Origin of the sequence: Leifsonia poae (assembly GCF_050632195.1) — a bacterium.
GTDB classification, from domain to species: Bacteria; Actinomycetota; Actinomycetes; order Actinomycetales; family Microbacteriaceae; genus Leifsonia; species Leifsonia poae_C.
Genome location: NZ_CP192580.1, coordinates 2,872,540 through 2,897,407, shown reverse-complemented (window position 1 = coordinate 2,897,407; position 24,868 = coordinate 2,872,540). Strand labels below are relative to the sequence as shown.

The window sequence follows — 24,868 nt, the reverse complement described above, 5'->3', positions numbered from 1 at the left end:
ATAGGATGAAGGGTAGTAAAGGAACGGAGGGAAGGCCGCAATGACGCAGCTGGACACCGCATCGCAGCTCGACCCAGCTCAGCTCGACGCAGCAGACCAAGCCGGCGCCGCGAAGGCGCCGTCCAAGCTCGGTCGCAAGCGCGACCTCACGCGCGACCCCGAGATCCTCGCCGCAGCCCTCGACGTTCTCGCGGAGACCGGATACGACGGCATGACCATCGACATGGTCGCGGCGCGCGCGAAGGCAGGCAAGGCAACCGTCTATCGTCGCTGGGCATCGAAAGCAGAGCTCGTGATCGACGCCGTGGCCTGCATGAAGCAGGCTGATCTTGACGAGACGCCTTTGCCCGACACCGGAACGCTCCGCGGCGACATGGTTGCCCTGATCAAGCCGCACAACATCGAAGACGCCGAGAAGAAGCTGCAGATCATGGCCGGCCTGGTGTCCATGCTCGCGAAGGACCCGAACCTCGCCGATGCCGTGAGCGCGGCGATCATCGAGCCGCGCGCATCCATCAACCGTCGCCTGATGCGGCGAGCGATCGAGCGCGGTGAGATCTCAGCCGATTGCGACATCGAGACGATCTCGTTGGTCTCGCCCTCGATGGCCGCCTACCGCGTGCTGATCCTCCGCAAGCCGGTGACTCGCTCGTTCCTCATCTCACTCATCGACGGGGTCGTGCTTCCCGCGCTCGGGCTGCGCTAGAGCGCTTTCGCTCTTAGCGCTGCTCCAGCGGGTTCGCGGCCAATTTGCTGATCAGTCCGCCGCCGATCAGCCGGGCCGCGGCGGTGGTCGGCTTACGCACGGCCTGGTCTTCGACGCTCGTCCCGAATTCGGCCGCTAGGTCGAGCCTCGGGTAGGCGGCGAGCACCTGTTCTTGGAAGCCGAGCGGCAGTGCGTCCGGTCGTGCTCCCGAGATGTCGAGCGCGGTGGCGATCTCGAGCAGGTAGCCCTCCACATCCTGTGCAGGATCGACCGAGGGCCAGTTGTGGCGCTGGATGACCTCGCGCACGCGAATGCGCCGCTCGGCGGGCCAGCCCGCTCCGGCCGTGAGGGCATCGGCGGCGTGACCGCTCGCATCCTCGAACGCGAGCGTGTGGTTGTCGAAGGCCTCTGTCAGACCGATGTCGTGCAGCAACGCCGAGACGTACAGCAGCTCTGCGTCGTATTCTCGCGACTCGGACGCAGCGAATCCGACCGCCCAGAGCCACGAGCGAACGCAGTGGTTGAGCATGGATTCGGTTTGCGACTCGGTGGCGAACTCGAGCGCCGCACGTGCCGCGGCGGTATCTGGCGGGGTGAAATCGGAGAGGAGCACGGCTCTATTCTGCTGCTTCCGGATGCACGACCGTGATGCCGCTCGTCGTCGCCCGATCCAGCAGCGGCAGCGATGCGGCCCCATCTTCGAGGGAGACGGTCGCGCCGAGCAGATCCTGGGGGCGGAGCCTGCCGCGCGCGACGAGGTCGAGCATCCGGGGGTAGTCGACTGCGGCCATCCCGTGGCTGCCGAGGATGTCGAGTTCCCAGCCGATCACGCGGTCGAGCGGAAGCACCGGCAGCTGATCGGCCGCGAGCAGCCCGATCTGAACGTGGCGCCCGCGCCGGCGGAGCGAGCTCACCGCATCCGTGCTCGTGGTCGCGGAGCCGACCGCGTCGATGCTGACATGGGCGCCGCCGTGGGTCAGGTCGGCGATTTCGGAGGGGTGGATGCGCTCGCCGGCAGCGCGTGCTCCGCACCGACCGAGCGCGCCAGCTCTAGCGCAGCGGGGTTCCGGTCGACCGCGATCACACGGGCGCCGAGAGCCGAGGCGATCATCACGGCGCTGAGCCCAACGCCGCCCACGCCGTAGACGGCCACCCACTCGCCGGGCTTCACCCGGGCGCGGGCGTCGACCGCCCGAAAGGCGGTGGCGAACCTGCACCCGAGGCTGGCGGCGGCATCCTCGGAGAGGCCGTCGGGCACCGCGACCACGTTCAGATCCGCGGCGCGGATGGCGACCAGTTCAGCGTGCGAGCCCCAGTGCGTGAATCCGGGCTGGGTCTGATTCGGGCACACCTGCGACTGCCCGCTGGCGCACCACTCGCAGGCACCGCATCCGTTGACGAAGGGCGCGGTGACGCGGTCGCCGACCCGCCACTTCTCCACGCCTGCTCCGACCGCTGCGATCCGCCCGGCGAACTCGTGCCCGGGAACGTGGGGGAGGGGCACGGAGTCGTCGTGCCCCGCCCACGCGTGCCAGTCGCTGCGACACAACCCGGACGCCCCGACTCGAATGACCACTCCGCCGTCGGGCACCCCGGGCTCGGGCACGTCACGCACATCCACCGGCCCACCGAACGCTTCGTACACCATCGCCCTCATGCGACCATTCTTCCCGAAGGGCTGAGAACGACGTGAACTGGCAACTGACTGCCCGCTGGCGCATCACGAGGGCGCAAGGTCAGCGCACGGTGATGCGGCCCCGTTGCCAGAGTTGCGCCGCCGCGATGCGCGGGTTCGAGCGCGGGTCGGTGTCCACGTCGAGAGCGGCGTAGAGCCGGGCGAGCATCGTTTCGGCGGCCCGGATGGTCGTGCCCCTGCTCTCGGCGATCGCCTTGGTCGACGCGCCGTTCGCGAGCATCCTGAGCACGTCGGCTTGAGCGCGGGTGAGCGTGATCGGAGCGGGAGCGTGCTCCGCGTGATCGTGCTCGGCGGTCGTCTGTCCGGAGATCGCATCCGTGATCGCCGCGGCGAGTCCACCGACGCTCTGCAGACGCGACTTGACCAGGTAGATCGACCCGACGGGGAGTTGGTCGGCGTCTTCGACCGCGAGTTCGGGGGACAGGTGGGAGGTCAACACGATCAGGCCCACCCAGGGGAACGCCGAGTGGATGCGGCGCAGCAGCCCGACGCCCGACTCGCCCGAGCCGAAGTTGAGGTCGCTGATGACGGCGTGCGGGTCGACCTGGGTCGCCAGAGTCCACGCCTCGTCGGTCGAGGTTGCCATCATGACGTCGAAGCCTTGGGACCGCAGACCGTCGGACACCAGCGAAGCCGTGAACTCGTCGTCATCGGCGACGATCACTCTCAGTCCGCGGCGGCGGGCGTCAGGCTCGGTAGAACTGTCGTGTTGCACGTTTCCTCACAGGATCACAGGATCGGCGCCGTCTAACGCATGGTTCGGCGCGCGGAGGCGTCTCCCCGGCCGAGGTCGGTTCGATGAGTCGTGCGAACTCGTGGTGGCGTGCGTTCAGATCGACGGTCTTGGCCAGGTATCCGATGTTCGGGTCACGAAGTTCTGGCGGGCGCAGCGATGCGCCGCTCTGCACAAGTATCAGATCGTGCGCCGCCTCGGCGCTATTCCAGATCGCCTCGGCAGATTCGTAAAGCGAATATCCGCTCATGTGAGCAACGAGCTGGGTGAGCGCGATTGAGACGGGCTCATCGCCATCGAGGACACGGACGGACACCGGATCGGGGCCCATGGTCGCCAGTGTAGACCGCATCCTGGGGCCCAGATAGGGAAGCCCCCGGGGCTGTGACAGCCCCGGGGCTTCCTGTCTTTCGGCCGACCCGATCAGCCGAAATTCATCTCCACTACGACCCGATCGAGTGGAAATGGTTCTCGCGTAACGATTCTGTTGGAACGCGAACAAACACGCAACAGCCTCATTCGTGGGGTGTGCGGTTACCGAACACCCGAATCGACGTCAACCATCGCAGGCATCGAGCACCGCATCAGCGACATCTGCGAGGTGCGCCATGTCGTCGCGCACCCTGGTGATCTTGTTGGTGAGGTAGGCGAAAACGATCTTCCGATCGGGGTCTGCCCAAGCCATGCAGCAGTTGCTGCCGTTGTGCCCGAAGGCCCGTGGATTGCTGCGGTTGCCCATCGGTGTGATCGACCCGGGCACATGACGGGGACCGCCCAGTTGAAAGCCTTCCGACCACCGGATCGGCGAGCGGGCGAACCGGTCGATGCGCCCCTCACTGCTCGGCACGAGCGCCGCCTCCAACGTGCTCGGCGACAGGATGCGCTCTCCACTCGCCGTAACGCCCCCGTCGAGCAGCATCTCGTAGAAGACCGCCACATCCCGGGCCGTCGTCGACAGCCCTGCCGACGGGATGATCGCCTCCCGTGTCGCTCGTCGGTTCACCACCGCGCGAACAGGTCGCGCTGCGTTCAGGGGAACATGTCGCTCCCAGTGATCGGCGGGCAGACCCAGGAACGTGTCGTGCACGCCCAGAGGCACGAGCAGCATCGACGACATGAGCTCGGGCAGTGGAACGCCGGTCGCACGGCGTGCGATCTCGCCCAGGATGAAGCCGAAGATGACGAACTGGTACGCAGGAGCGGTTCCCGGGGGCCAGACCGGCCGCGCCCGCTCGATGCGTCGCAGGGTGCGCGCCCATCCGGTCATCGCCAGCGCATCGCCGACGGCGCTGCCCGCTGTCGCGAACCCGGATTGGTGGCGGAGCACCTGCCGGATCGTGATCATCTCCTTGCCGTGGGCCGCGAACGCCGGCCAGTATGTCGCGACCGGCTCGTCGAGGTCGATCGTGCCGCGCTCGGCCAGAGCAAGGATGAGCACGACCGTGTACGGCTTCGCGGCGGAGAACGTCCAGAACAGGTCGGACGGCTCGCAGTCGAAGGTCCGGTCCACGACGGTGACACCCTCTCGCCGCACAACGAGCTGGGCTTTCGCACCGCGAGCCTTCACCAGGTCGAGGGCATCCCGGAGCTTGGCGGAATCCATGGGGACATCTTCGTCCCTCAAAGTGTCCGAACGGGATGCTCGAGTCTCGACGCGCGTCGCTAGATGCCGTCGGCGACGAGCTTGTGCACAGCCGGGAGGTCGGGCAGCGCCCAGTCGAGGCCGGGGAGGTCGGCGGGGATGACCCAGCGCATCCGGTCATGATCGGTACTGATCGTAGGAGACGCGTCGGCGAGCCGCGCAAGAAAGCAGGTCAACGCGATCCGGCGTCCGTTCACCTCAGTGATCGACCGGTCGAACTCCCGGCCCACCCGGATCTTCACGCCCAGCTCTTCACGGATCTCTCGGGCCAGCGATTCCGGCCGCGACTCGCCGCGCTCGACCTTGCCACCCGGAAACTCCCACAATCCCGCAGAGTCCTTGTGGGGCGCCCGTCTGCACGCGAGAACGGTGTCGTCGTCGACGATGATCGCCGCCACGACCTCGAGCGTTGGTGCCTCGGGCAGGGATGCGTCGGGGTTCGTGGTCACCCTCACATCCTGACCCATCGGGTCGTTCAGCCTGCCCAAAACGTATGCCGGAATATCTCGAAGAGGCCGCCGATCGCGCCCCTAGACTCGCTCCCGTGGTGGGGGAGCGACTGTCGTGAAAGTAAGGGTGACCCTCGCGAGCGGGCACAAATCGGGCCCTGATCGGGACGTCGTCGTGACGGCCGACGTGACGGCGACGGTGGCCGACATCGCCGACCGGCTGCTCGAGCCCGAGAGCGTGGCCACGAAAACGCCCACGACCCTACGCGTGGAGTTCCCGGGCGTCCCGCAAGCCAGAGTGCTGAATCCGGGTGCCCCTGTGAGCGAGTCGAGCCTGCGTTCCGGATGCCGGGTCGAGGTCGTCCCCGTCGGTGAACGGCGACCGGGCGACGAACGCGACGACGCCCCGGCGGCGCTCGTGCGCATCCTGAGCGGGCCGCAGACCGGGCTCGAGTTCCCGATCACGCACGGGGTGAACGTGATCGGGCGGGATGCGTCCGCTGCGGTCTTCCTGCCGGACGACCGCGAGGTGTCGCGAAGGCACGCTTCGGTGACTGTGGGCGACACGATCACCGTCGCCGATCTGAATTCGGCCAACGGCATGCAGGTCGACGGTGCGCTCGTGCAGCGTGCCATCGTCACTGCCGCGTCGCGTATCCAGGTGGGAGGCTCTCAGCTTGAAGTCGTTCCGTTGCCGGTGAGCGGGATACGGCGGTCCGGTCATGTCGACGCGGTCTTCTCGCGTTCGCCGAGAGTCGAGCAGTCGTACCGCGGCGAGAGTTTCACGCTGCCCGAGATTCCCACGGCTCCGCAGCCGAACCGGCTGCCGCTGCTCGTGCTCGTCAGTCCGGTGCTTCTCGGGGTCGCGTTGTTCTTGCTGACCGGGCAGGTGACGACGCTGCTGTTCGTCGCACTGTCGCCCGTGATCATGCTCGGCACCTGGATCGACGCACGCACGCAGGGCAGGCGACGCACAAAGCGCGCGCGAAAGGGCTTCGAGGAAGGGATGGCCGATGCCCGCTCGCAGCTGGAGGTAGCGAGGGCGAGTGAGCTCGAAGCCCGCAACGCCGAGTCGCCGAGCACCGAGGCCATCGCCGAAGCCATCCGCATCCGGTCGCCACTCCTCTGGACGAGGAAGCCGGAGCACACGACCTTCCTCGAGGTCCGCTTCGGTGTCGGGCGCTTGGAATCGCGGGCACGCATCCAGTTGCCCTCGAAGAACAGCGGCGAGCTCGAGGACTGGAACCACGTTCGCGAGCTCGCCGCTGAGTTCGGCGAGGTCGGTCCCGTGCCGATCATCGAGAACCTCGAGCGCGCCGGTGCGGTCGGCGTCGCCGGCACGGGCCTTCTGGCTCAGGATGCTGCCCGCGCGCTCGTACTGCAGCTCGCCGGATTGCACTCCCCGGCAGAACTCGTGATCACCGGATTCGCGGCAGGCGACGCGACGGAAGCCTGGGCCTGGCTCAAGTGGTTGCCGCACGTCGATTCCGCGTACAGCCCGCTTCGGGCCAACGGCTTGGTCTCCGACTACGCCGGCGGGGGCGTGCTTCTGTCCGAGTTGGAGGGTTTGATCTCTGCTCGACGCCGAGCCGGAATCGGCCGCGGTGATCGTGTCCGTTCGCGGCTGGACGAATCGCGCCCCCTCGATCACGCACATGGCGAAGCGGTAGAGCGTTTGCCTGCAACACCCGCGGTGCTTGTGATCGTGACCGGCGAAACCCCCGCTGACCGGGCACGGTTGGTCTCGCTCGGCGAGGAGGGCGCCGACCACGGGGTCTTCATCCTCTGGATCGCGGCGACCGTCGACGCCCTTCCCGTGATCTGTCGCACCTACCTCGCTGTCGACGATGCGACCGGCCGCGGCCGTGTCGGGTTCGTGCGGTCGGGCCTCGACGTCTCCCTGACGGCGACCGAACGAGTGGACTCGATCGCCGCCGAGGTGGCCGCCCGCGCGCTCTCGCCTGTCGAAGACAGCGGCGCACGGGTTCTGGACGAGACGGATCTTCCGACCGACGTCTCCTTCGTCGACCTGTACGAGGGCGACATCGCGAGCGACTCATCGGCGGTCATCCAACGGTGGGTCAAGAACGATTCGCTCACGCTGGGCTGGGTGCCCGGCACGCCAAAAGACCCGGGCGGTATCCGAGCCGTCGTCGGTCTGGGAGCGACCGAGCCGTTCGCACTCGACCTCCGCGCGCACGGTCCGCACGCACTCGTCGGAGGAACGACGGGCTCGGGAAAGAGCGAGTTCCTCCAGAGCTGGATCATGGGCATGGCGGCCGAATACTCGCCCGACCGGGTGACCTTTCTCCTCGTCGATTACAAGGGCGGTGCCGCCTTCGCCGACTGTGTCGGCCTTCCCCACACGGTGGGACTCGTCACCGATCTCACTCCCCATCTCGTTCGTCGCGCGCTGGCTTCATTGCGCGCAGAGCTGAGGCATCGGGAGAGCCTCCTGAACCGCAAGGGAGCCAAAGACCTGCAGACGCTGGAGAAGCGGAGCGACCCGGATGCGCCGCCCTCCCTCGTTCTCGTCATCGACGAGTTCGCGGCGCTCGCCGCGGAGGTGCCGGACTTCGTCGACGGCGTCATCGATGTCGCCCAGCGTGGACGATCCCTGGGCCTGCATCTCGTCATGGCGACGCAGCGCCCGTCGGGCGTGATCAAGGACAGTCTTCGCGCGAACACCAATCTCCGGGTCGCGCTCCGGGTGGCCGACGAGGCAGACAGCGTCGACGTCCTGGGCGTCGCGGATGCGGCCGGATTCGACCCCGGAACACCCGGACGTGCGGCGGCCAAGCTCGGCCCCGGCCGCGTCTTCGATTTTCAGTCCGCCTACCTCGGTGGCCGCACGGAACAGGCGAGCGGCGATTCGGATGTGCAGATCCAGGACCTCCCATTCGGTCCCGGCAGGCCGTGGCCGATTCCCGACCGGGGCCTCCGCACGTCTTACGGCCCTCGCGATATCGAACGCTTGGCCGACACGATCGCGCGCGCGGCCGACGATCGTCACGTCGCGATACCGCGGCGCCCCTGGCTCGAGCAGCTCCCCGACCTCATCGATCTCGACGGGCTTCCGGATGCCGATGGCAGCCGCCTGCCCATCGGCACCATCGACAAGCCCGAGTCCCAATGCCAGGAGACCTTCTTCATCGACCTGGACATCGTCGGCAATGTGAGCGCCCTCGGAACGGGTGGAGCGGGCAAGAGCGGCCTCTTGCGCACGATCGCCGTCGCTGCCTCGAGTGCGGCGGCCGAGCATCCTGTGACGGTCTACGGCATGGACTTCGCGGGCGGCGGGCTGGCCCTGCTCGAGGTACTACCGTGCGTTGCGTCGATCATCGCGGGATCCGATGCCGAACGCCTGACGCGGATGCTCAATCAGCTCACCGCGCTCGCCTCCGATCGCGCAACAGCGTTCGCGCGAGCGCGTGCAGCTTCCCTGACGGATTTCCGGGCCTCCTCAGGGGAAGCTCTGCCGAGGGTGCTCGTCCTGCTCGACGGATTCGGTGCGTTCCGCGGCGAGTACGAGTTTCGCGACGGGGAGTCGTCTACGACCGGCTCTTGGCGCTCGTCTCCACGGGTCGACAGGTGGGAATCCACATCGTGCTGACGGCCGATCGCGCGGGCGTCATCCCGACCGCGTTCACCGCGAACATCGGCACGCGCATCGTGCTGCGCCTGGCCGGCGAGTCCGAGTACGCGGCGGCCGGCGTCGACGCCGACATCCTCGACCACTCAGCGGGAGGCAGGGCGGTGGTGAACGGCTATGAGCTGCAGGTCGCGGTTCCTGGCGGCGTTGCCGACCTGTCTGCCCAATCCACCCGGATCGAGGCGCTTGCTGTGCGGCTCCGTGAGGCGGGACTGCCCGACGCTGAGCCCGTCGAGCGTCTGGCCGGGTTCATCCCGTCGAGCGACCTGCCGGCCACGGTCGCTGGACGTCCCGGGTTCGGCGTGGACGACGAGACGCTGGGGCCCGTCGGCATTCCGCTCGACGGGCTTTTCGTCGTGACGGGGCCGTTCGGGTCGGGGCGCAGCACGGCGATGACGACGGCGATACGTGCGTTCCGCGTCGCGCATCCGGAATTCGCTGCGTATCTCCTCGTCGCCCGAAAGAGCGCCCTGGCCGGCGCGACGGCGTGGACCGAGGCGTCGACGGATGCGGACGACGCTGAGGCGCTCGCCTCGCGCCTCGCGACCCTGCTGGAACAGTCGTCGGCCATGCCCCTGGATCCGCTCATCATCGTGATCGAGAACATCGGTGATTTCGAGGGGCTGAGTGCAGAGTCCCAGGTCGCTCGGCTGCTCAAGGCCGCCCGGCGAGCGGGCGTGCCTGTGCTCGCGGAGGCGGACACGGTCACCGCGCCCGCGGCTTGGCAGGTGTATTCCGAGCTCAAGACCGCGCGCGCGGGAATTGTGTTGCAGCCCGAGGAATCGGATGGCCTTGGCCTGTTCCGCGTGCCCTTCCCGCGTGTGACGCGCACCGACTTTCCGGTCGGACGAGGGATCCTTGTGGACTCCGGAAAGCTTGCGCGGGTTCAAGTGGCCTGGTCTGGGCCCATCGCGATCGACCGATGATTCTGAGGCGTCTCCGCCTCTTGGCTTTCTTCGCAAAGTGCCCTAGGCTTTTGCTTACACACATTGTGTATTTCACATTTATTAGCAACCATGGGGGGAACCATGTCCAACATCAACGTCTCGTTTCAGGAACTCACCGGCAACGCCGATCGTCTCGTCGGGGGCCGCGACGAGATCAACGCCACGCTGTCGAAGCTTCAATCACAGATCGCTTCGCTGGTCGCTGCGGGCTTCACGACGGATAAGTCATCGGGCGCCTTCTCGGATGCGTACAGCCGATTCACGACGGGGGCGCAGAACACCATCGGAGGGCTCGACGATTTGGCTGCGTTTCTCCGAACAACGGCGCAGACCCTCGGCGAGGTGGACGCGCAACTTGCGGCCCGTCTCTCCCGCTGATCCGCAGCATCAGGCTGTCGTTGAGAACGGTTCCGGGGATGAGCATGTCTGAACTGCGCGTCGGCGCGGCGCACCTGCGCCTTGTCTCGACCGACCTGAGCGCCACGATCGCGGTGGTCCCTTTGGATCCGTCGTTCTGTATTTCGCACGACGACCTGCTCGGTGCACGTCCGGTCGCATCCGGGCTCCGCGACGGTAGTGCGCAGCAGGCTTCCCGGGCTCACCAGGTATCGGATGCGCTGCAGGCGGTGGCGCGATTCCCAGCTAGCGCGGTCACATCCTTCTCCGAGGCGGACGCGGCCTTGGCCAGGGCGTTCTGATGGCCGTCGACGCGAATCCGGGTGCTGGGGAGCCCGCCGGAATCCGGTCGCTCGCGCGGGCGCGCTCAGCAAAAGCCGCGGAGCTCCAGAGAGTCCGCACCACGGTCAAATCGTCTGCGGAGACGATCACGGCTTCGACTTGGACGGGCAAGTCACGTTCGGCCTTCACGAGCGCGATCGACTCGGCACTGCCCGACCTAGCTCTGCTTGCCGGCGGTCTGGAGGCTCAGGCGGAGACGCTGCACACGTACGCGGCTCAGGTGCAGCAGATCAAGGACGAGCAGGCGGTGCTCGAAGCGCAGCGTCAGGCTGCTCTGGAGTCACTCGCTCGTCTCAAACGGCAGGCACCGGACGCCGGAGGGCATCTGCTCGCTCCCGTGAAAATCGGCGGCCAGGGTCAGGGCGCTGGGCACAGCCGAGAGCAGGCTCGGCTCGGCGAGCAGATCGCCAGCGAAAACTCCCGGCTCGCCGGCATCGACGCTCTCTGGAACGACCTGGTCGCTCGCCGCCGCAGGTTCGACCAGGCGGCCGCGGATGCGCTGACGAGTCAGAAGGTGCTCGGCGGTCTGTGGCAGTTCAGCCGTTCAACGATCCGCTCCACAGACACGGCGACTCTGCTTGGTCGGATGGTCGGTCTCACGCCAACCGACATCCGCATCCTCCTGGATCAGCGGCCGGAGCTGGTGGTCACGATCGCGCGCGCTGAGTCAGCGTCTATTGCGGCGTGGTGGGCGTCGCTGGGTAGTGCGAACGGCGAGGCGTCCGCACCCCAGTTGACACTCATCTCTCTGATCCCGGTCGTGATCGGTGCCCTGAACGGGATCCCCGCTCTTGCCCGGGTCGCTGCGAACAAGATCAACGCCGAGAACCGGCTCAAGGTCCTCGACGCGCTGATCGAGGAACACAAGCGCCTCCCCGCGACTATCGAGCGACTCCGGAAGGAGGTCGATTACCTGACCCGCGCGGTCGGCGATCACCCGGCGGTCCAGCTCTACCTCTACGACCCCGCCAAGTCGCGCATCATCGAGATGTTCGGCACGCCTTCGCCCGCCACGAGACACGAGATCACCTACGTGCCCGGAACCTTCAGCAATATCGACGGCTTCTATGATGGCAAGGCTCAAGCGGTCGCTCGCTACCTCTGGTCGGCACATCAGGGGGACAGTGTCGCGTTCGTGTACAAGGACGGACCGTTCCCGGGCGAAGCTGACGGAACGTCATTCACGAGCTACCTGCGTATCCCGGAAGCCAACGAGCCCGGCCTGGCTCGGAATTCGGGAACACAGCTGAGTGCGTTCAGGGCAGGAGTTGAGCTCGACCCCTTCTTGTCGAAAGCGAAGACGACGGCAATCGGCCATAGCTGGGGGCTCGCGGCAGTGACGTCATCCGAGGTCGCAGGTGCCCGCTACGACCAGGTGATCTCACTGTCGGGAGCGGGAATGCTCCCCGAGTGGAGACCCCGTGCGACGACCAGCTACAGCGACTTGTCCTACTTCGACCTCCTCCAACAGGCTCAGGCTCTTCCGGGTGACGTCGTCTGGAACGGCAAGAACCCACGATCGACCCCCGCGTTCGAGCACGGCGACTTCTACAACGGACCCGTCGACCACTTGGTTCGGGCTCCGAATGGCGCCCTTCTTCGCGTGGACGAATGCGTCCTGATGGACAACCACGACCTCATCGCTAAGGACAGCCCTGACAATCAGCGCCTTCTGAAGGACCTGAAAGGAACGATATTCCGATGACGAAGAAGTGCGTCTTGAGGTGTTTGGCGACAGGGGCAGCTGTTGTGGTGTCGATTGGAGGGTGCGCGTTGGTGACAGACAAAGTCGGCGTCAGCTCGCTGACGGTAGTCGAAGCCAAGCATGAAGCGCAGTCGATGGAGGACAAGATTGCCGCTCTCGTTCCTGCGGAGTATGTAGCCAAAAGGGAACAGGCTGCAACTGGTGGGCTCTTGTCGTGCAAGGGCGAGCGAGCCTTCCAATGGTACGGGCACACCTCTATCGATCTTCAGGGTGATCCAGATCTGAATCGACTGATGCGGTCCGTCGCCGACCATTGGAAAAACGCGAAGGAATTCGCTGTGCGATGGCGAACCACCCGCATCAAGACTCCCGAAGTCAACCTCGACGGCGCCGACTTCGCCAACTACTCGATCACACACTCTGAGTCCGGAACGAAACTCGACATCCTGTCGTTCTCACCGTGCTTCACGTTGCCCAAAGGCGTGTACGCGGGTGGGGAATTCTGATGAGTGACGATACGACGTCTAGCAGTCCTCAGCCGGTTCCTGCTCCTTCGACCCCTCAACCTTCCAAGGTCGCCGGGAGAGTGGAGTGGATTGCGGGGCGTCCTATCGTGGTGGCGCCCGCTCCGAAGGGACTCAATGCGCTGGGAATCGCTGCATTCGGTCTGGCGGTCGGAGGGTTCGTCTTGGCGTGGATTCCTGATGCGTTGCTGACAGGGTGGATCCTGCTGCCTTGCGCGTTCGTCCTGGGCGTCGTCGCGGCGACCTTGAAAGACGTGGGACAAGGATTCGCGGTGTGCGGGGTGTTCATCTCCCTGGCGGGTGCCGTCGTCTGGACCAACACGCTCTTCGCGGCCATATCGTGCGCGTTCGAGAGCTGCTGACCGCCAGAATGGAGCCATGACCGACTCTCGGATTCCGACCGCTGTTCTCGTGATCGATCTGCAGAGGGATGTGGTCGACGGGTGCTTCGACGGGGTGGGTGTTGTGGAACGGGCAGCGGTGCTGGTCGACCGCGCTCGCGCATCCGGAGTCCCCGTGGTGTGGGTGCAGCACGAGGAGGACGAGATGCCGCGGGGGAGCGACGGCTGGCAGCTCGCCGACGGTCTCAACCCCGCCGACGGGGAATCGGTTGTCTTTAAGAACTATCGCGACTCGTTCGCGGACACGAACCTCGACGAGGTGCTCGAGGCGCTCGACGTGACGCGGCTCGTCGTGGCCGGCGCGCAGTCGGACTACTGCATCCGGACCACAACCCAGAGTGCGGCCGTTCGCGGATACGACGTGACGCTTGTGAGCGATGCGCACACGACGTGCGACTCCGAATGGGAAGGTGTCGAGGTGACGGGCGAGCAGATCGTCGCACACACCAACCGGTACTTCTCCGGACTTCGCTACCCGAACCAGATCTTCGGGATCGCGCGCCACGACGAGGTCGAGCTCTAACGTCCGCCGGGCGCTAACCCAGCAAGGCGCTTCGAGCGCTACCGGCTGTAGGTGCGAACCTGATCGTGCAGCTGCTCCATCTTGCGGTCCAGGCGATTCGCGGCGTCCGCCGCCTGGGCAAGCTCGGCCTGCAGGGTCTCGGGAACGTCCCCCGCGTACTTGTAGTAGATCTTGTGCTCCAGGCTCGCCCAGAAGTCCATGGCGATCGTGCGGATCTGGATCTCCACCGGCACCCGGATGGCTTCGCGGGCACGGAACACGGGGATCTCGACGATGAGATGCAGGCTCTGATAGCCGTTCTCCTTCGGGGAGGCGATGTAGTCGCGCTCGGCGAGCAGCGTCACATCCGCCTGTCCGACGATGGTGTCGCGGATCTTGTAGATGTCGGCAATGAAGCTGCAAGTGACGCGCACGCCGGCGATGTCGAGGATGTGCTTCCGGATGTGCTCGAGCTCCATCCGAGTGTCGACATCCGCGAACTTGCGGTCGAGTTTCTCGAGAAGGCTCTCGGGCTTCTTCAACCGCGAGTTGATGTGCTCGATCGGGTTGTACTCATGATCGTTGTTGAAGTCGTCGCGCAGGATCTCGATCTTGGTCACGACCTCGGCGATGGCGAACTTGTAGTTCAGCATGAAATCGGTGAACAGTTCACGTCTGCGCCGGCTGCTCTCATCCTCGTCGGCGAACCGCACGAGCGAGGTGCCGGGTTCGGGTAGCGCTTGCGTGGTACCGATGACGTGAACCGAAGTCATGTCGTCAGCGTGGCAGACGCCCCTGTGAAGATCGGCAGAGCCCGCTTTGCATACCGCAAGGCTCGCCTGAGAGCCCCGCGCGTGAATGAGGGTCGCAACACGCCGTCGAGCGAGGGTGCAAGACCGCGTGTTGCGACCCCTGGTTCAGGATGCGGCGGGCGCGGCGGGATGCGGGTGAGGGTGCTGGCGACGGTAGCGGCGCGCAAGGGCCGAGACCGCGAATCCCGCAGCGACGATGGAGACGGCCGAGCCGAGCAGTACCGCGAGCGTGCCCTCGGAACGAACCGTGTCGATGCCGGCGAAGGCCAACTCGTTCATGAGCAGCGACACTGTGAAGCCGATGCCGCCGAGCGTGCCGATCGTGAGGAGTCCGGCCAATGGGATGCGGCCGCGTTCGGCTTTCGGCCGAGTGAGGGAGCCCAGCCACCCGCCGAGGGTGATGCCGATGAGTTTGCCGACGGGCAGTGCGACGAGGATGCCCCAGAACGCCGGTGACAACTCCGACGGCGCGACGGCCGGAATCACCACGAGCGCCGCTGAGAACGCGAAGAGCGGCAGGATCACCCCGTTCGACCACGGTTCGAGGGCGTGGGCGACACGGCCGCCGGGCTGGCGGGCCATCACGAGTCCGAGGGCCACGCCCGCGATGGTGGCGTGCACGCCCGAATCCCAGACCAGCCACCAGGTGAGGCACGCGAGAAGCACCATGAGCACACCGATCGGCCAGCGCATCCGGCCCTTCAAGAGACGACTCAGGATGCCGAAAGCGGCGACCGTGACGACGGCCAACCCGAGTGAGATCAGGTTGGGGTCGGTCGTGAAGAAGACGGCGATGATGAGGATCGCGATGAGGTCGTCGAGCACGGCGAGGGCGAGCAGGAACACCCGCAGCCGATTGGGGAGACCGCGGCCGAAGACGGCGAGCACACCCAGCGCGAACGCGATGTCCGTAGCGGTCGGGATCGGCCATCCCTCGACCAGGCTGCCGCCTTCGGTGGACGCTCCGACCGTGAACGCGAGATAGATCAGCACCGGCACGATCACGCCGCCGACGGCCGCGATGGCGGGGTGGATGGCCTTCTTGAAGCTGTTGAGCTCTCCGGCGACGAGCTCGTGCTTGAGCTCGACGGCGACGATGAAGAAAAAGATCGCGAGCAGTCCGTCACTGATCCAGTGGCCGACGCTCAGCTTCACGCTGCCGAGCGACAGATAGGTGTGCTGGAGGTCGAGCAGGCTTTGTCCGAGCACGGTGTTTGCAAGGAGGAGTCCGAGGGCTGCCGCGCCCAGCAGGAGCCCGGCGGCGGTGCGCTCGGAGCGGATGATGCTCACGCGCTCAGGGGCCCGACGAAGCAGAGGATGTGCCCGTCGACATCCCGGAGCACGGACTGTCGTTCGCCCCAGACCTGGTCGTCCGGTTCGTCGACCACGACGGCTCCAGCCTCGACGGCGGCAGCCGTGACCGCGTCGACGTCGGCCACTGCGAAGCTGGCCGCGACCCCGGCATCACCGGGGGTGGGGGTGCGGGCGTGGAGGAGGACCTCCGTGGCGGTGCCGGCAGGCGCATCCTTGTCCGTGGTCAGCATGGCGAGGCCTTCGACCGTGTAGACCTCGGCGAGGCCGACGATGTCTCGATAGAACGCGAGGGCGCGGGGCAGGTCGTTGACGGAGATGGTGAGGCGGGCGATCCGGGTAGCCATACGGCCAGGCTAGCGCGCGAGCCGAGCGGTGAGAGGATGGAACACGACCGAGGAGAGGGCAGATGACCGAGTTGAGCTTCTCATCCGCAACGTCCGACGCCGAGCCGAGCAAGCTCGACGAGCTGGTGGCGGTGATGACCCGGCTGCGGGGTCCGGGTGGATGTCCGTGGGACGCCGATCAGACGCACGAGTCGCTCGTGCAGTACCTCATCGAGGAGACCTACGAGCTGATCGAGGCGATCGAGACTGGCAATCGCGAGGACATGATCGAGGAACTCGGGGATGTGCTCTATCAAGTGCTCTTCCACTCCGACATCGCAGCCCACACGCCGGGTGAGGACTTCGACATCCAGGATGTCGCGGCGCACATGACCGCGAAGATGGTCGGCCGGCATCCCCACGTCTTCGGCGACCGCAAGGCGGAGACGGCGGACGACGTCGTCGAGTTCTGGGAGGACCTCAAGAAGACCGAGAAGCCGGAGCGGACGAGCGTGCTCGACGGCATCCCGCAGGCGATGCCGTCGCTGGCTTTGGCCGACAAGCTCCTCGGACGGGCCGAGAAGGTCGGCCTGCTTGAACTGGGCGACGCCGGAGGTGTCTCGGTGCAGTCGGAGGACGAGCTCGGGCCGCTCCTGCTGGCGATCGTCGCATCGGCGAAGGCGAACGGGCTGAACGCCGAGCGTGCGCTGCGGTCGACGCTCCGCGACCTGCAGAGCGAGATCCGCGAGCACGAGGCGGGGAGCGCGGACGCGGGGATCATCGGCTTCGTGGCGCCCGAATCCTGACGCCGGGCCCAGCAGGAACGCGGAGCAAGGAGCTCGCACGCGGGTTGGACGATCGGCGGAAGCTTAGGTTAGGCTTGCCTAACGTGCCGTTCCGGCCGACTTCCCCGTTCGTCCTCTCGAAGGAGATCCATGCTCGAGCCCGTCGCCCGCGGTCGTCACCGCCGGTCGCGCATCGCTTTGATCGCATCCGCCATCGTGGCTTCCGCCGCGCTCGTGCTCACCGGCTGCAGCGCCGGATCGTCGGCGGGTGAGACCGTTTCGTCGAGCGAATCCGGGGCCTTCCCGGTGACGGTCAAGAGCGCACTCGGTTCGGTCACGATCGACAAGAAGCCCGAGCGTGTGGCCGTGTGGGGCTGGGGCGCCGCGGATGTCGCTCTCGCGCTGGGAGTCGTTCCCGTCGCGATGCCGAAGATGACTTACGGCGGCAACGCCGATGGCGTGCTGCCCTGGGTCGCCGACAAGCTCAAGGAGCTCAAAGCCAAGACGCCGCAACTGATCGCGGGCGTGGACACGGGCGAGGTTCCGTTCGAGGAGTACGTGAAGGCGAAGCCGGATGTGATCCTCGCTCCGCTCTCGGGCCTCACGCAGGCCGAGTACGACAAGTTGAGCAAGATCGCGCCGGTCGTGGCGTACCCGAAGCTGCCGTGGGGCACCAGCTGGCAGGACCAGACCGACATCGTCGGCAAGGCGCTCGGTATGTCGGAGCAGGCCGCCAAGCTCAAGCAGACGACGGAGGACAACGTCGCGGCTCTGGCAGCGAAGTACCCGGTGCTGAAGGACAAGACGTTCCTCTACGCAGCGGCGAACGAACCCGGTCAGATCAACGTCTACAAGTCGACCGACTCGCGGGTGCTGCTCCTCAACGAGCTGGGGCTGAAGAACTCGCCCAGCCTCGACACGCTCGACTCGGCGAAGGATCCGGGCAGCTTCTTCTTCCAGGTCAGCTACGAGAACCTGTCCAAGATCGACACCGATCTGCTGGTCATGTATTTCGACAAGCAGTCCGCGGTCGACACGTTCAAGGCTGACCCGCTGGTCGCCGCCATGCCCTCCGTCGCCGAGGGACGGTTCGCGCCCATCGTGGGTGAGTCGTTCGTGATGGCATCGAGTGCGCCGTCGGTGCTGAGCATCCCGTGGATGCTCGACCGGTACGTGCCGCAGCTCGCCGCAGCCGCGGAAAAGGTCAAGTAGGCCGTTGATGTCCACGAGCACGCTGTCGGGACCGATGCGGGCCGGAGGCGCCGGAAACGGCGTCTCCGCGGCTCGACGTCGGCACCGTCGGCTGCTCGTGGGCTTCGGTCTCGCGGTGCTGGCGCTGGTCGTGGTGTGCATCCTGAGCCTTATGCTCGGTGCGCGCCCGATCGACCCGGGCTCGGTGCTGCACGCGCTGCTGCATTACGACAAGAGCGACGACGACTCGATCGTGGTCGTGGACAGCCGCGTGCCTCGCACCCTGCTCGGGATCATCACCGGCCTGGCGCTCGGGCTCGCCGGAACGGTCATGCAAGGGTTGTCGCGCAACCCGCTCGCCGACCCGGGCATCCTCGGCGTCAACTTCGGCGCATCGTTGGCGGTCGTGATCGCAATCAGCGCTTTCGGAATCACCTCGGTGAGCGGCTACGTCTGGTTCGCCTTTGCCGGTGCGGCGGTGGCGTCAGTGATCGTCTATGTTGTCGCATCCCGCGGTCGCGAAGGAGCGACTCCGGTCAAGCTGGCGCTCGCTGGCGCCGCTGTGTCGGCCGCCCTCGGCTCGCTCATCACGGCTGTGCTCTTGACCAGTCAGGTGTCGCTGGACGCGCTGCGGTTCTGGCAGGTCGGATCCCTCGCGGGCCGGGGCTACGACATCGTGTGGCAGGTGCTGCCCACGATCGTCATCGGGGCGGTCGTCGCGCTCGCGCTCGGGCGCATCCTGAACGGTCTCGCGCTCGGCGATGACGTGGCGCGCGGGCTCGGGCAGCGCGTCGGTCTTTCGCGCCTCCTGAGCGCGGTCGCGATCGTGTTGTTGTGCGGGTCGGCCACCGCAGCCGCTGGACCGATCGCCTTCGTCGGCTTGGTCGTGCCGCATGTCGCCCGCTGGGTGGTGGGCGCTGACTACCGGTGGATCCTCGCGTTCTCGGCCGTGATCGCGCCGACGCTGCTGCTGGCATGCGACGTCATCGGTCGCGTGGTGGCGTTCCCGGGTGAACTGCAGGTCGGGATCGTGACCGCATTCGTCGGCGCGCCGTTGTTCATCGCGCTCGTGCGACGTCGCAAGCTGGTGAATCTGTGAGCGGGGTCCGCGTGGCGCCGGGCGCCGCTCCGGCCGACCGCCCGAACACGGCCGCGGTAGCACGTGCCGACCGGCTCGGGCGGCGTTCCCGCGAAATCCGTGTGACGCTCATCCTGGCGGCCCTCGTCGTTCTGGTCGGAGCCGTCTCGCTCTGCCTCGGCGCCGCTGCCGTGTCTCCCGGAGACATACTTGCGGCGCTTGTCGGCCAGGCCGACCGCCTGACCCAGTTCGTGATCCTCGAACTGCGCCTCCCGCGTCTGCTCGCCGCGGTGCTGGTCGGTGGATGTCTGGGACTGTCGGGGGCGCTGTTCCAGTCAGTCGTGCGCAACCCGCTCGCGAGCCCTGACATCATCGGCATCACCGCTAGTGCGAGCGCGACCGGAGCTATCGCTCTCGTCTGGTTCGGGTTGACCGGGCTGGCGCTCTCCGGGGTCGTTCTCGCGGGCACCCTCGTCGCGGCGCTCCTCATCTATGTGCTCGCTTGGCGGAGCGGGATCAGCGGCTATAGATTCGTGCTCATCGGGATCGGCTTCGCGGCCATCTGCGGAGGCCTCGTCTCCTACGTCCTCACACGCGCGAATCTGACGGATGTGCAGCAGGCGCTGGTGTGGATCACGGGAAGTCTCAACAGCATCGACACAGTGTCCCTCGTCGTGCTCGGGGTGAGTGCCGTCATCCTCGTGCCGGCCGCGGTGCTGCTCGGCCGCCCGCTCTCGGCACTCGGACTCGGCGACGATGCTGCGGCGGCGACCGGCGTGCGGGTCGAGTCCACGCGGCTGCTGGTGGTCTTCGTCGGTGTCGCTCTGGCTGCCGTCGCGGTGGCCACGGCCGGTCCGATCTCTTTCGTCGCGCTGGTCGGCGCCCCCATCGCCCGTCGGCTTATCGGTCGGGGATCCCTCGCCCTCATCCCGTCGGCGCTCGTCGGCGCTCTCGTGCTCGTCGTCTCCGACATCGTCGCCCAGTTCGCCGTCCCCGACGTCTCATTCCCGGTCGGGGTCGTGACGGGGATCGTCGGGGCGCCCTACCTGATCTGGCTGCTCATCCGCACCAACCGAACCGGCCTGGGAGGCTGAAGGCTGCTATGACCACCACCCACCAGCTCGCCGCGCGAGATTTGACGCTCGCGTACGAAGGCCGCGTCGTCGTCGACGGGCTCGACCTGGAGCTGCCGCCTGGCCGAGTGACCGCAATCGTAGGACCCAACGCGTGCGGTAAGTCCACGCTGCTGCGCGGGTTGTCCCGGTTGCTCGCTCCCGCATCCGGGACGGTGCTCCTCGATGGCGCCGATATTCACAGCCTGCCCACGAAAGAGGTCGCGACCCGGCTCGGACTCCTGCCCCAGACGCCGACCGCCCCCGACGGCATCAGTGTCGCCGACCTGGTCGGCCGCGGCCGCTATCCGCACCAGGGCTGGTTCCGTCGGTGGACCGCTCAGGATGACGCAGCGGTCGCCGAGGCGATGGAGTCGACCGGCGTGTCCGACCTGGCTGACCGTGCGATCGACGAGCTCTCGGGCGGTCAGCGTCAACGGGTGTGGATCGCGATGGCTCTCGCGCAGCAGACGGGCATCCTGCTTCTCGACGAGCCGACCACCTTCCTCGACATCAGCCACCAGATCGACGTGCTCGACCTGCTCCTCGACCTGAATGCGGCTCGGGGGACCACTGTCGTCATGGTGCTCCATGATCTCAACCTGGCCGCCCGCTACGCCGACCACCTGATCGCTATGAAGTCGGGGGCGATCCGCGCATCCGGAGACCCGGCCTCGGTCGTCACCGCAGAACTGGTGAGGGAGGTGTTCGGAATCGACTCGGTGATCACTCCGGATCCGGTGACAGCCACACCCCTGGTCGTCCCGCTCGGACGGCACCACACGCGCCCCTGAGCCCGTGCCGAGCGCTACTCGTGCCGAGCGCTCAGCCCAGCGGCGTGTAGTGGTCGACGTCGGGGAAAGGCTCGTAGTGGTGGTGGAGGAGCGCTCGCCATTCCTGATACTCGGGCGAGCCTCGGAAGCCGACAGTGTGGTCTTCGAGTGACTCCCACTGGACGAGCAGGAGGTACTGACTCGGGTTCTCGACCTGGCGCGCGATCGTCAGGTCGACGAAGCCCGGCATCGCGGAGATCAGCGGGCGGGCGCGGGCGAAATCCGCTTCGAAGGCTTCCTCCTGGCCCGGGATGACGGGGAGCACGGCGTGTTCGACGATCATCGTTCCAGCCTGGCACAGGCGGAGTCGACGACAAGTGCAGCCGAAGGGGCCGGCGGTGCGATCGCGTGGTGGATTCCACCTCGACCGACCATTCGGGTGAGAGCGGAATCGCACTCCTGGCGTCTGGCGGTCGCGCCGTCGGCTCATCTGTGTCTGGCAGCGAGCATCAGTGCCGTAGTCGGGTACGGATGCGGCTCATGCCAGGTCCTTCTGGGACACCACCGAAGCGCAACTCGAAGGCTGGGCCATCAGGGTGGCAACAAAGTCATTTTACGACCGGAGGCATCCGCCGTTCCAGGGGATCCGCGCTCATCCGTGCAGGGGGCCGAAGAATGCGCGGATGGCGTCGGCGGTCACCTCGGGCTGCTCGAGTCCGGCGAAGTGCCCGCCCGCGGGCGCCTTCACGAACTCGCGCACATCGAGCGCGGCACGCGAGGCCAGCGACGGCGGGAAACCGTCCATCACGGGCTCGCGGCTGAGGAACACTCCGAGGGGAGAAGTTATCAGGGGCCGCGGCGGGTTCGAGTCGTAGTCGAAGTACTGACGGAAGGACGTGCCGATCGAGTCGGTCACCCAGTACAACGTGACGAGGGTGAGCAGCGCATCCCGGTCGATCACGGTGAACAGATCGCCGTCGACCCAGTCGTGCCACTTGTCGACGATCCACGCGAGCAGGCCGACAGGGGAGTCGACGAGCGCGGCGGCGATCGTGTCGGGGCGAGTCGCCATGATCTCGCTGTAGCCGCCGTCGCCCGCGTCATAGGTGTCGACCGCGTCGAGGTAGCCCCGCTCCTCAGCGGTCAGTGATTCGGTGTCCGCCGGGAACGGAGCGTGCAGCAACTGCACTCCGACCACCCGATCGGCGTGATCGACGCCGAGCCAGGTGGCGGCGCCTCCGCCGATGTCGCCACCGAACGCGGCGTACCGGTCGTAGCCGAGCACGCCGGTCATCAACTCGTGCAGATCGTCGGCGATCGCCTGGCGGGTGAGCGGACGATCGGGCAACTCCGAGAAGACGAAACCGGGAAGCGACGGGATGACGACATCGAACGCGACGGGCGAATCAGAACCGAACGCGGCCGGGTTCGCCAGCCGTTCGCCGAGTGGAAGGTACTCCGTGAACGCACTCGGCCAGCCGTGCAGCAGAAGGATCGGGATGCGCGTCGCCGCCGATCCGGCGGCGGTGATACGCACGAAATGGATGCGGTGCCCGTTCACCTCGGCCACGAACTGGTCGTAGGAGTTGAGTCGCGCCTCCTGATCGCGCCAGTCGAAGTCGTTCGACCACGCATCCACCAACCCCCGCAGCGTGTTCGCATCGATTCCGCCGGACCAGTCGCCGTCGCCGAGCGGCGGCGCGTATCGCGTTCTCCGCAACCGTTCGCGGAGGTCGGTCAGGGTGTCTTCGGGAACGTCGATACGGAACGGTTCGGCAGTCATCGCCCTCCACGCTAGCTGCACGCGTTGGGGAGCGGCACCCCTGCGGCCTCATGGAAGAATCATGGTCATGGCTTCTCCGATCACACCGCCTCGCGGGATGCGCGACTTCCTACCCGCTGACAAGGCCCGCCGCGAGCACGCCCTGGGCGTCATCCGCCGCAGCTTCGCAGCCCACGGTTTCGACGAGATCGAGACCCCGGTCGTCGAGGATGTCGCGCTGCTGCATTCGGGGCTCGGCGGCGACAACGAGAAGCTCTCGTTCGGTGTGCTCAAGCGCGGACTCGACGGCGACGATCTGGCCTCAGCGATCGAATCGGGCGACATCCTGAGCCTCACGGACCTCGGCCTCCGCTTCGACCTGACCGTGCCGCTTGCCCGCTTCTACGCATCGCACCGGGCCGAGCTCCCGCCGGTGTTCCGCGCGATCCAGATCGCGCCGGTCTGGCGCGCCGAGCGTCCGCAGAAGGGGCGCTACCGCCAGTTCGTTCAGTGCGACATCGACATCATCGGCGAACCGGGTCAGCTGGCCGAAGTCGAGCTGATCACGGCGACCGCGGCGGCATTGGATGCGCTGGGCCTCAAGGACTGCACGATCCGCATCAATGACCGCCGCATCCTGAACGGGCTGCTCGAGTACTGCGGCTTCGCCGAGGCCCGTTGGCCGCAGGTGCTGATCTCGATCGACAAGCTCGACAAGATCGGAGCGGCCGGCGTCGTCGCCGAGCTGGAAGGCGAGGGGGCCGACTCGGCCGCCGTCCTCGGCGGTATCCTCGAGAAGCTCGAGCCGCACGTGGCCGACGGCGGGGTCGAACTGACCGTCGAGGCGATCACGGGCATCCTCCCCGACGGGGTCGACACCGATGCGGTGGCCGCCTTGGAGTCCCTCGCGCACGCGCTCGACTCGTTGCCCTCCGGCGTGACGCTGCGTTTCGATCCGACGCTGGTGCGTGGCATGGGCTACTACACCGGCACCATCTTCGAGATCGCGCACCCCGGCTCGGGAAGCTCGGTCGGCGGCGGCGGCCGCTACGACGGGATGATCGGCCGTTTTCTCGGCAGCGATGTTCCGGCGGCTGGATTCTCGATCGGGTTCGAGCGCGTCGTCGACCTGATCGAGGTGCCCACCGGGGAGACGGCCGACTCGATCGTGCTCGTCTACGATCCGACCGTGCCGCTCGACCGCCTGCTCGCCGTCAAGAGCGAGCTGATCGCATCCGGACGCCGGGTTCGGCTCGAGAAGCGCACCAAGAACGTCAAGGCGATTCTCGACCGTGCAGAGGCGGCCGGCTTCGGCGCTTTCGCAGCGGTGACGCCCGAGACGACGGATGCGGCGTCGCTCGACATCAAGGCACTGGGTTGAGCGGGTTGAGCGGGGTGACCCGTGTCGCTTGGGAGTCGGGGCACTGGACGACCGAGCCCGTCTCTTCCGAGGTCGACGGCGACGCCCTCGTGGTGACCGCCGCTGAGGGCACGGATGCGTGGCGCACGACCGCATACGGCTTCATCCACGACACCGAGCACGCATTGCTCGCACCGTTCGCGGTCGGTGCCGCGGTCGAGGTCGCCTTCACCGGCGACTTCAGCGGAGACTTCGATCAGGCGGGTGCGTTCATCCGCACAGACGACGAGAACTGGATCAAGCCCGGCGTCGAATTCTCCGACGGACTCCTCCAACTCGGCGCCGTCGTCACGCGAGGTGTCTCCGACTGGTCGGTCGCGCCCGTGCCTCACTGGGCGGGGCGTCGCATCACCGTGCGCGCCAGTCGGTCGGGGGATGCGGTCGCGATCCGTGCGCGCGTCGACGACGAGCCGTTCGCGCTCATCCGTCTGGCCCCGCTCGATCCGGATGCGCAGGTCGAGGCCGGACCGTTCCTCTGCGCCCCGAGCCGCGCCGGCCTGACCGTGCGGTTCGAGTCGTGGACCGTCACCGAGGCCGACGGCTCACTGCACTAGGCGTTCGCCGTATTCCGCCGGTCACTAGACTGGCGAGCGGATAACCGCA

26 protein-coding genes and 1 pseudogene are annotated in these 24,868 nt (G+C 66.9%); 16 read left to right on the top strand and 11 right to left on the bottom strand.

Annotated elements, in window-relative coordinates:
• Nucleotides 1-40 precede the first annotated feature (40 nt).
• Complete coding sequence (locus ACQ86A_RS14685; RefSeq protein WP_431277716.1) at nt 41-706, top strand: TetR/AcrR family transcriptional regulator; 666 nt, start codon at nt 41-43, stop codon at nt 704-706.
• Between the two features lie 13 nt (nt 707-719).
• On the opposite strand, the gene ACQ86A_RS14680 is transcribed toward ACQ86A_RS14685, so the two are convergent.
• The 6 genes and pseudogenes from ACQ86A_RS14680 to ACQ86A_RS14655 all read right to left on the bottom strand — a co-directional run bounded on the left by ACQ86A_RS14680 (nt 720) and on the right by ACQ86A_RS14655 (nt 5,226).
• Nucleotides 720-1,319 carry an HD domain-containing protein gene (locus ACQ86A_RS14680; RefSeq protein ID WP_431277715.1) on the bottom strand — a complete coding sequence of 200 codons (600 nt, stop codon included), beginning with the start codon at nt 1,317-1,319 and terminating at the stop codon, nt 720-722.
• A 4-nt stretch (nt 1,320-1,323) separates the two neighbouring features.
• A pseudogene (locus tag ACQ86A_RS14675) lies at nt 1,324-2,363 on the bottom strand (zinc-dependent alcohol dehydrogenase family protein).
• A gap of 79 nt (nt 2,364-2,442) precedes the next feature.
• Complete coding sequence (locus ACQ86A_RS14670) at nt 2,443-3,066, bottom strand: response regulator (RefSeq protein ID WP_431277714.1); 624 nt, start codon at nt 3,064-3,066, stop codon at nt 2,443-2,445.
• 22 nt (nt 3,067-3,088) lie between these two features.
• Nucleotides 3,089-3,466, bottom strand: coding sequence for a hypothetical protein (locus tag ACQ86A_RS14665; RefSeq protein WP_431277713.1), 378 nt, complete (start codon nt 3,464-3,466; stop codon nt 3,089-3,091).
• Between the two features lie 225 nt (nt 3,467-3,691).
• Nucleotides 3,692-4,738: a serine hydrolase domain-containing protein gene (locus tag ACQ86A_RS14660; RefSeq protein WP_431277712.1), complete on the bottom strand. Its 1,047-nt coding sequence runs from the start codon at nt 4,736-4,738 to the stop codon at nt 3,692-3,694.
• 59 nt (nt 4,739-4,797) lie between these two features.
• On the bottom strand, nt 4,798-5,226 hold the full coding sequence (locus tag ACQ86A_RS14655) for a (deoxy)nucleoside triphosphate pyrophosphohydrolase (protein WP_431277711.1): 429 nt from the start codon (nt 5,224-5,226) through the stop codon (nt 4,798-4,800).
• A gap of 115 nt (nt 5,227-5,341) precedes the next feature.
• Between ACQ86A_RS14655 and ACQ86A_RS14650 the strand changes: the two genes are divergently transcribed.
• The 8 genes from ACQ86A_RS14650 to ACQ86A_RS14615 all read left to right on the top strand — a co-directional run bounded on the left by ACQ86A_RS14650 (nt 5,342) and on the right by ACQ86A_RS14615 (nt 13,716).
• Nucleotides 5,342-8,839 carry an FtsK/SpoIIIE domain-containing protein gene (locus tag ACQ86A_RS14650; RefSeq protein ID WP_431277710.1) on the top strand — a complete coding sequence of 1,166 codons (3,498 nt, stop codon included), beginning with the start codon at nt 5,342-5,344 and terminating at the stop codon, nt 8,837-8,839.
• Nucleotides 8,818-9,804: a hypothetical protein gene (locus ACQ86A_RS14645; RefSeq protein WP_431277709.1), complete on the top strand. Its 987-nt coding sequence runs from the start codon at nt 8,818-8,820 to the stop codon at nt 9,802-9,804. Before ACQ86A_RS14650 ends, ACQ86A_RS14645 begins: the two co-directional genes overlap by 22 nt.
• Before the next feature lie 102 nt (nt 9,805-9,906).
• Nucleotides 9,907-10,203: a WXG100 family type VII secretion target gene (locus tag ACQ86A_RS14640; protein ID WP_431277708.1), complete on the top strand. Its 297-nt coding sequence runs from the start codon at nt 9,907-9,909 to the stop codon at nt 10,201-10,203.
• Nucleotides 10,204-10,241: 38 nt separating this feature from the next.
• Nucleotides 10,242-10,523, top strand: coding sequence for a hypothetical protein (locus tag ACQ86A_RS14635; protein WP_431277707.1), 282 nt, complete (start codon nt 10,242-10,244; stop codon nt 10,521-10,523).
• Nucleotides 10,523-12,268, top strand: a complete 1,746-nt coding sequence (locus ACQ86A_RS14630) for a hypothetical protein (RefSeq protein ID WP_431277706.1) — start codon at nt 10,523-10,525, stop codon at nt 12,266-12,268. Before ACQ86A_RS14635 ends, ACQ86A_RS14630 begins: the two co-directional genes overlap by 1 nt.
• Before the next feature lie 71 nt (nt 12,269-12,339).
• The gene (locus tag ACQ86A_RS14625; protein ID WP_431277705.1) at nt 12,340-12,774 is read left to right on the top strand and encodes a hypothetical protein; all 435 of its coding nucleotides are present in this window, start codon (nt 12,340-12,342) and stop codon (nt 12,772-12,774) included.
• 182 nt (nt 12,775-12,956) lie between these two features.
• Complete coding sequence (locus tag ACQ86A_RS14620) at nt 12,957-13,154, top strand: hypothetical protein (protein ID WP_431277704.1); 198 nt, start codon at nt 12,957-12,959, stop codon at nt 13,152-13,154.
• A gap of 16 nt (nt 13,155-13,170) precedes the next feature.
• On the top strand, nt 13,171-13,716 hold the full coding sequence (locus ACQ86A_RS14615; RefSeq protein WP_431277703.1) for a cysteine hydrolase family protein: 546 nt from the start codon (nt 13,171-13,173) through the stop codon (nt 13,714-13,716).
• Nucleotides 13,717-13,754: 38 nt separating this feature from the next.
• Here the strand turns inward: ACQ86A_RS14615 and ACQ86A_RS14610 are convergent, their stop codons facing one another.
• The 3 genes from ACQ86A_RS14610 to ACQ86A_RS14600 all read right to left on the bottom strand — a co-directional run bounded on the left by ACQ86A_RS14610 (nt 13,755) and on the right by ACQ86A_RS14600 (nt 16,165).
• Nucleotides 13,755-14,468 carry a GTP pyrophosphokinase gene (locus ACQ86A_RS14610; RefSeq protein ID WP_431277702.1) on the bottom strand — a complete coding sequence of 238 codons (714 nt, stop codon included), beginning with the start codon at nt 14,466-14,468 and terminating at the stop codon, nt 13,755-13,757.
• A 144-nt stretch (nt 14,469-14,612) separates the two neighbouring features.
• Nucleotides 14,613-15,797, bottom strand: coding sequence for a Na+/H+ antiporter NhaA (nhaA, locus tag ACQ86A_RS14605; protein ID WP_431277701.1), 1,185 nt, complete (start codon nt 15,795-15,797; stop codon nt 14,613-14,615).
• Nucleotides 15,794-16,165 (bottom strand): VOC family protein, encoded by a 372-nt coding sequence (locus tag ACQ86A_RS14600; RefSeq protein WP_431277700.1) that lies wholly within the window; start codon nt 16,163-16,165, stop codon nt 15,794-15,796. The genes nhaA and ACQ86A_RS14600 overlap by 4 nt, the downstream gene beginning before the upstream one ends.
• 62 nt (nt 16,166-16,227) lie before the next feature.
• Between ACQ86A_RS14600 and ACQ86A_RS14595 the strand changes: the two genes are divergently transcribed.
• The 5 genes from ACQ86A_RS14595 to ACQ86A_RS14575 all read left to right on the top strand — a co-directional run bounded on the left by ACQ86A_RS14595 (nt 16,228) and on the right by ACQ86A_RS14575 (nt 21,104).
• Entirely contained in the window at nt 16,228-16,950 is a 723-nt protein-coding gene (locus ACQ86A_RS14595; RefSeq protein WP_431277699.1) for a MazG family protein, read from the top strand.
• Nucleotides 16,951-17,079: 129 nt separating this feature from the next.
• Complete coding sequence (locus ACQ86A_RS14590; protein WP_431277698.1) at nt 17,080-18,141, top strand: iron-siderophore ABC transporter substrate-binding protein; 1,062 nt, start codon at nt 17,080-17,082, stop codon at nt 18,139-18,141.
• A gap of 7 nt (nt 18,142-18,148) precedes the next feature.
• The gene (locus ACQ86A_RS14585; protein ID WP_431277697.1) at nt 18,149-19,219 is read left to right on the top strand and encodes a FecCD family ABC transporter permease; all 1,071 of its coding nucleotides are present in this window, start codon (nt 18,149-18,151) and stop codon (nt 19,217-19,219) included.
• Nucleotides 19,216-20,292 (top strand): FecCD family ABC transporter permease, encoded by a 1,077-nt coding sequence (locus ACQ86A_RS14580; RefSeq protein WP_431277696.1) that lies wholly within the window; start codon nt 19,216-19,218, stop codon nt 20,290-20,292. Before ACQ86A_RS14585 ends, ACQ86A_RS14580 begins: the two co-directional genes overlap by 4 nt.
• Before the next feature lie 8 nt (nt 20,293-20,300).
• Complete coding sequence (locus tag ACQ86A_RS14575; protein ID WP_431277695.1) at nt 20,301-21,104, top strand: ABC transporter ATP-binding protein; 804 nt, start codon at nt 20,301-20,303, stop codon at nt 21,102-21,104.
• Between the two features lie 31 nt (nt 21,105-21,135).
• Here the strand turns inward: ACQ86A_RS14575 and ACQ86A_RS14570 are convergent, their stop codons facing one another.
• The gene (locus ACQ86A_RS14570; RefSeq protein WP_431277694.1) at nt 21,136-21,426 is read right to left on the bottom strand and encodes an antibiotic biosynthesis monooxygenase family protein; all 291 of its coding nucleotides are present in this window, start codon (nt 21,424-21,426) and stop codon (nt 21,136-21,138) included.
• 309 nt (nt 21,427-21,735) lie between these two features.
• The gene (locus tag ACQ86A_RS14565) at nt 21,736-22,866 is read right to left on the bottom strand and encodes an epoxide hydrolase family protein (protein WP_431277693.1); all 1,131 of its coding nucleotides are present in this window, start codon (nt 22,864-22,866) and stop codon (nt 21,736-21,738) included.
• Nucleotides 22,867-22,933: 67 nt separating this feature from the next.
• On the opposite strand from ACQ86A_RS14565, the gene hisS reads away from it, so the two are divergent.
• Nucleotides 22,934-24,226: a histidine--tRNA ligase gene (gene hisS, locus ACQ86A_RS14560; protein ID WP_431277692.1), complete on the top strand. Its 1,293-nt coding sequence runs from the start codon at nt 22,934-22,936 to the stop codon at nt 24,224-24,226.
• On the top strand, nt 24,223-24,819 hold the full coding sequence (locus tag ACQ86A_RS14555) for a DUF1349 domain-containing protein (RefSeq protein WP_431277691.1): 597 nt from the start codon (nt 24,223-24,225) through the stop codon (nt 24,817-24,819). The genes hisS and ACQ86A_RS14555 overlap by 4 nt, the downstream gene beginning before the upstream one ends.
• Nucleotides 24,820-24,868: the final 49 nt, after the last annotated feature.

Excerpts from the sequence above, each read along its gene's own strand:
- ACQ86A_RS14640 (WP_431277708.1), top strand. The coding sequence starts at position 9,907 with ATGTCCAACATCAACGTCTCGTTTCAGGAACTCACCGGCAACGCCGAT.
- ACQ86A_RS14575 (WP_431277695.1), top strand. The coding sequence starts at position 20,301 with ATGACCACCACCCACCAGCTCGCCGCGCGAGATTTGACGCTCGCGTAC.
- ACQ86A_RS14635 (WP_431277707.1), top strand. The coding sequence starts at position 10,242 with ATGAGCATGTCTGAACTGCGCGTCGGCGCGGCGCACCTGCGCCTTGTC.
- ACQ86A_RS14585 (WP_431277697.1), top strand. The coding sequence starts at position 18,149 with ATGTCCACGAGCACGCTGTCGGGACCGATGCGGGCCGGAGGCGCCGGA.
- ACQ86A_RS14570 (WP_431277694.1), bottom strand. The coding sequence starts at position 21,426 with ATGATCGTCGAACACGCCGTGCTCCCCGTCATCCCGGGCCAGGAGGAA.
- ACQ86A_RS14615 (WP_431277703.1), top strand. The coding sequence starts at position 13,171 with ATGACCGACTCTCGGATTCCGACCGCTGTTCTCGTGATCGATCTGCAG.
- ACQ86A_RS14595 (WP_431277699.1), top strand. The coding sequence starts at position 16,228 with ATGACCGAGTTGAGCTTCTCATCCGCAACGTCCGACGCCGAGCCGAGC.
- hisS (WP_431277692.1), top strand. The coding sequence starts at position 22,934 with ATGGCTTCTCCGATCACACCGCCTCGCGGGATGCGCGACTTCCTACCC.
- ACQ86A_RS14590 (WP_431277698.1), top strand. The coding sequence starts at position 17,080 with ATGCTCGAGCCCGTCGCCCGCGGTCGTCACCGCCGGTCGCGCATCGCT.
- ACQ86A_RS14685 (WP_431277716.1), top strand. The coding sequence starts at position 41 with ATGACGCAGCTGGACACCGCATCGCAGCTCGACCCAGCTCAGCTCGAC.
- ACQ86A_RS14665 (WP_431277713.1), bottom strand. The coding sequence starts at position 3,466 with ATGGGCCCCGATCCGGTGTCCGTCCGTGTCCTCGATGGCGATGAGCCC.
- ACQ86A_RS14600 (WP_431277700.1), bottom strand. The coding sequence starts at position 16,165 with ATGGCTACCCGGATCGCCCGCCTCACCATCTCCGTCAACGACCTGCCC.
- ACQ86A_RS14565 (WP_431277693.1), bottom strand. The coding sequence starts at position 22,866 with ATGACTGCCGAACCGTTCCGTATCGACGTTCCCGAAGACACCCTGACC.
- ACQ86A_RS14630 (WP_431277706.1), top strand. The coding sequence starts at position 10,523 with ATGGCCGTCGACGCGAATCCGGGTGCTGGGGAGCCCGCCGGAATCCGG.
- ACQ86A_RS14660 (WP_431277712.1), bottom strand. The coding sequence starts at position 4,738 with ATGGATTCCGCCAAGCTCCGGGATGCCCTCGACCTGGTGAAGGCTCGC.
- ACQ86A_RS14610 (WP_431277702.1), bottom strand. The coding sequence starts at position 14,468 with ATGACTTCGGTTCACGTCATCGGTACCACGCAAGCGCTACCCGAACCC.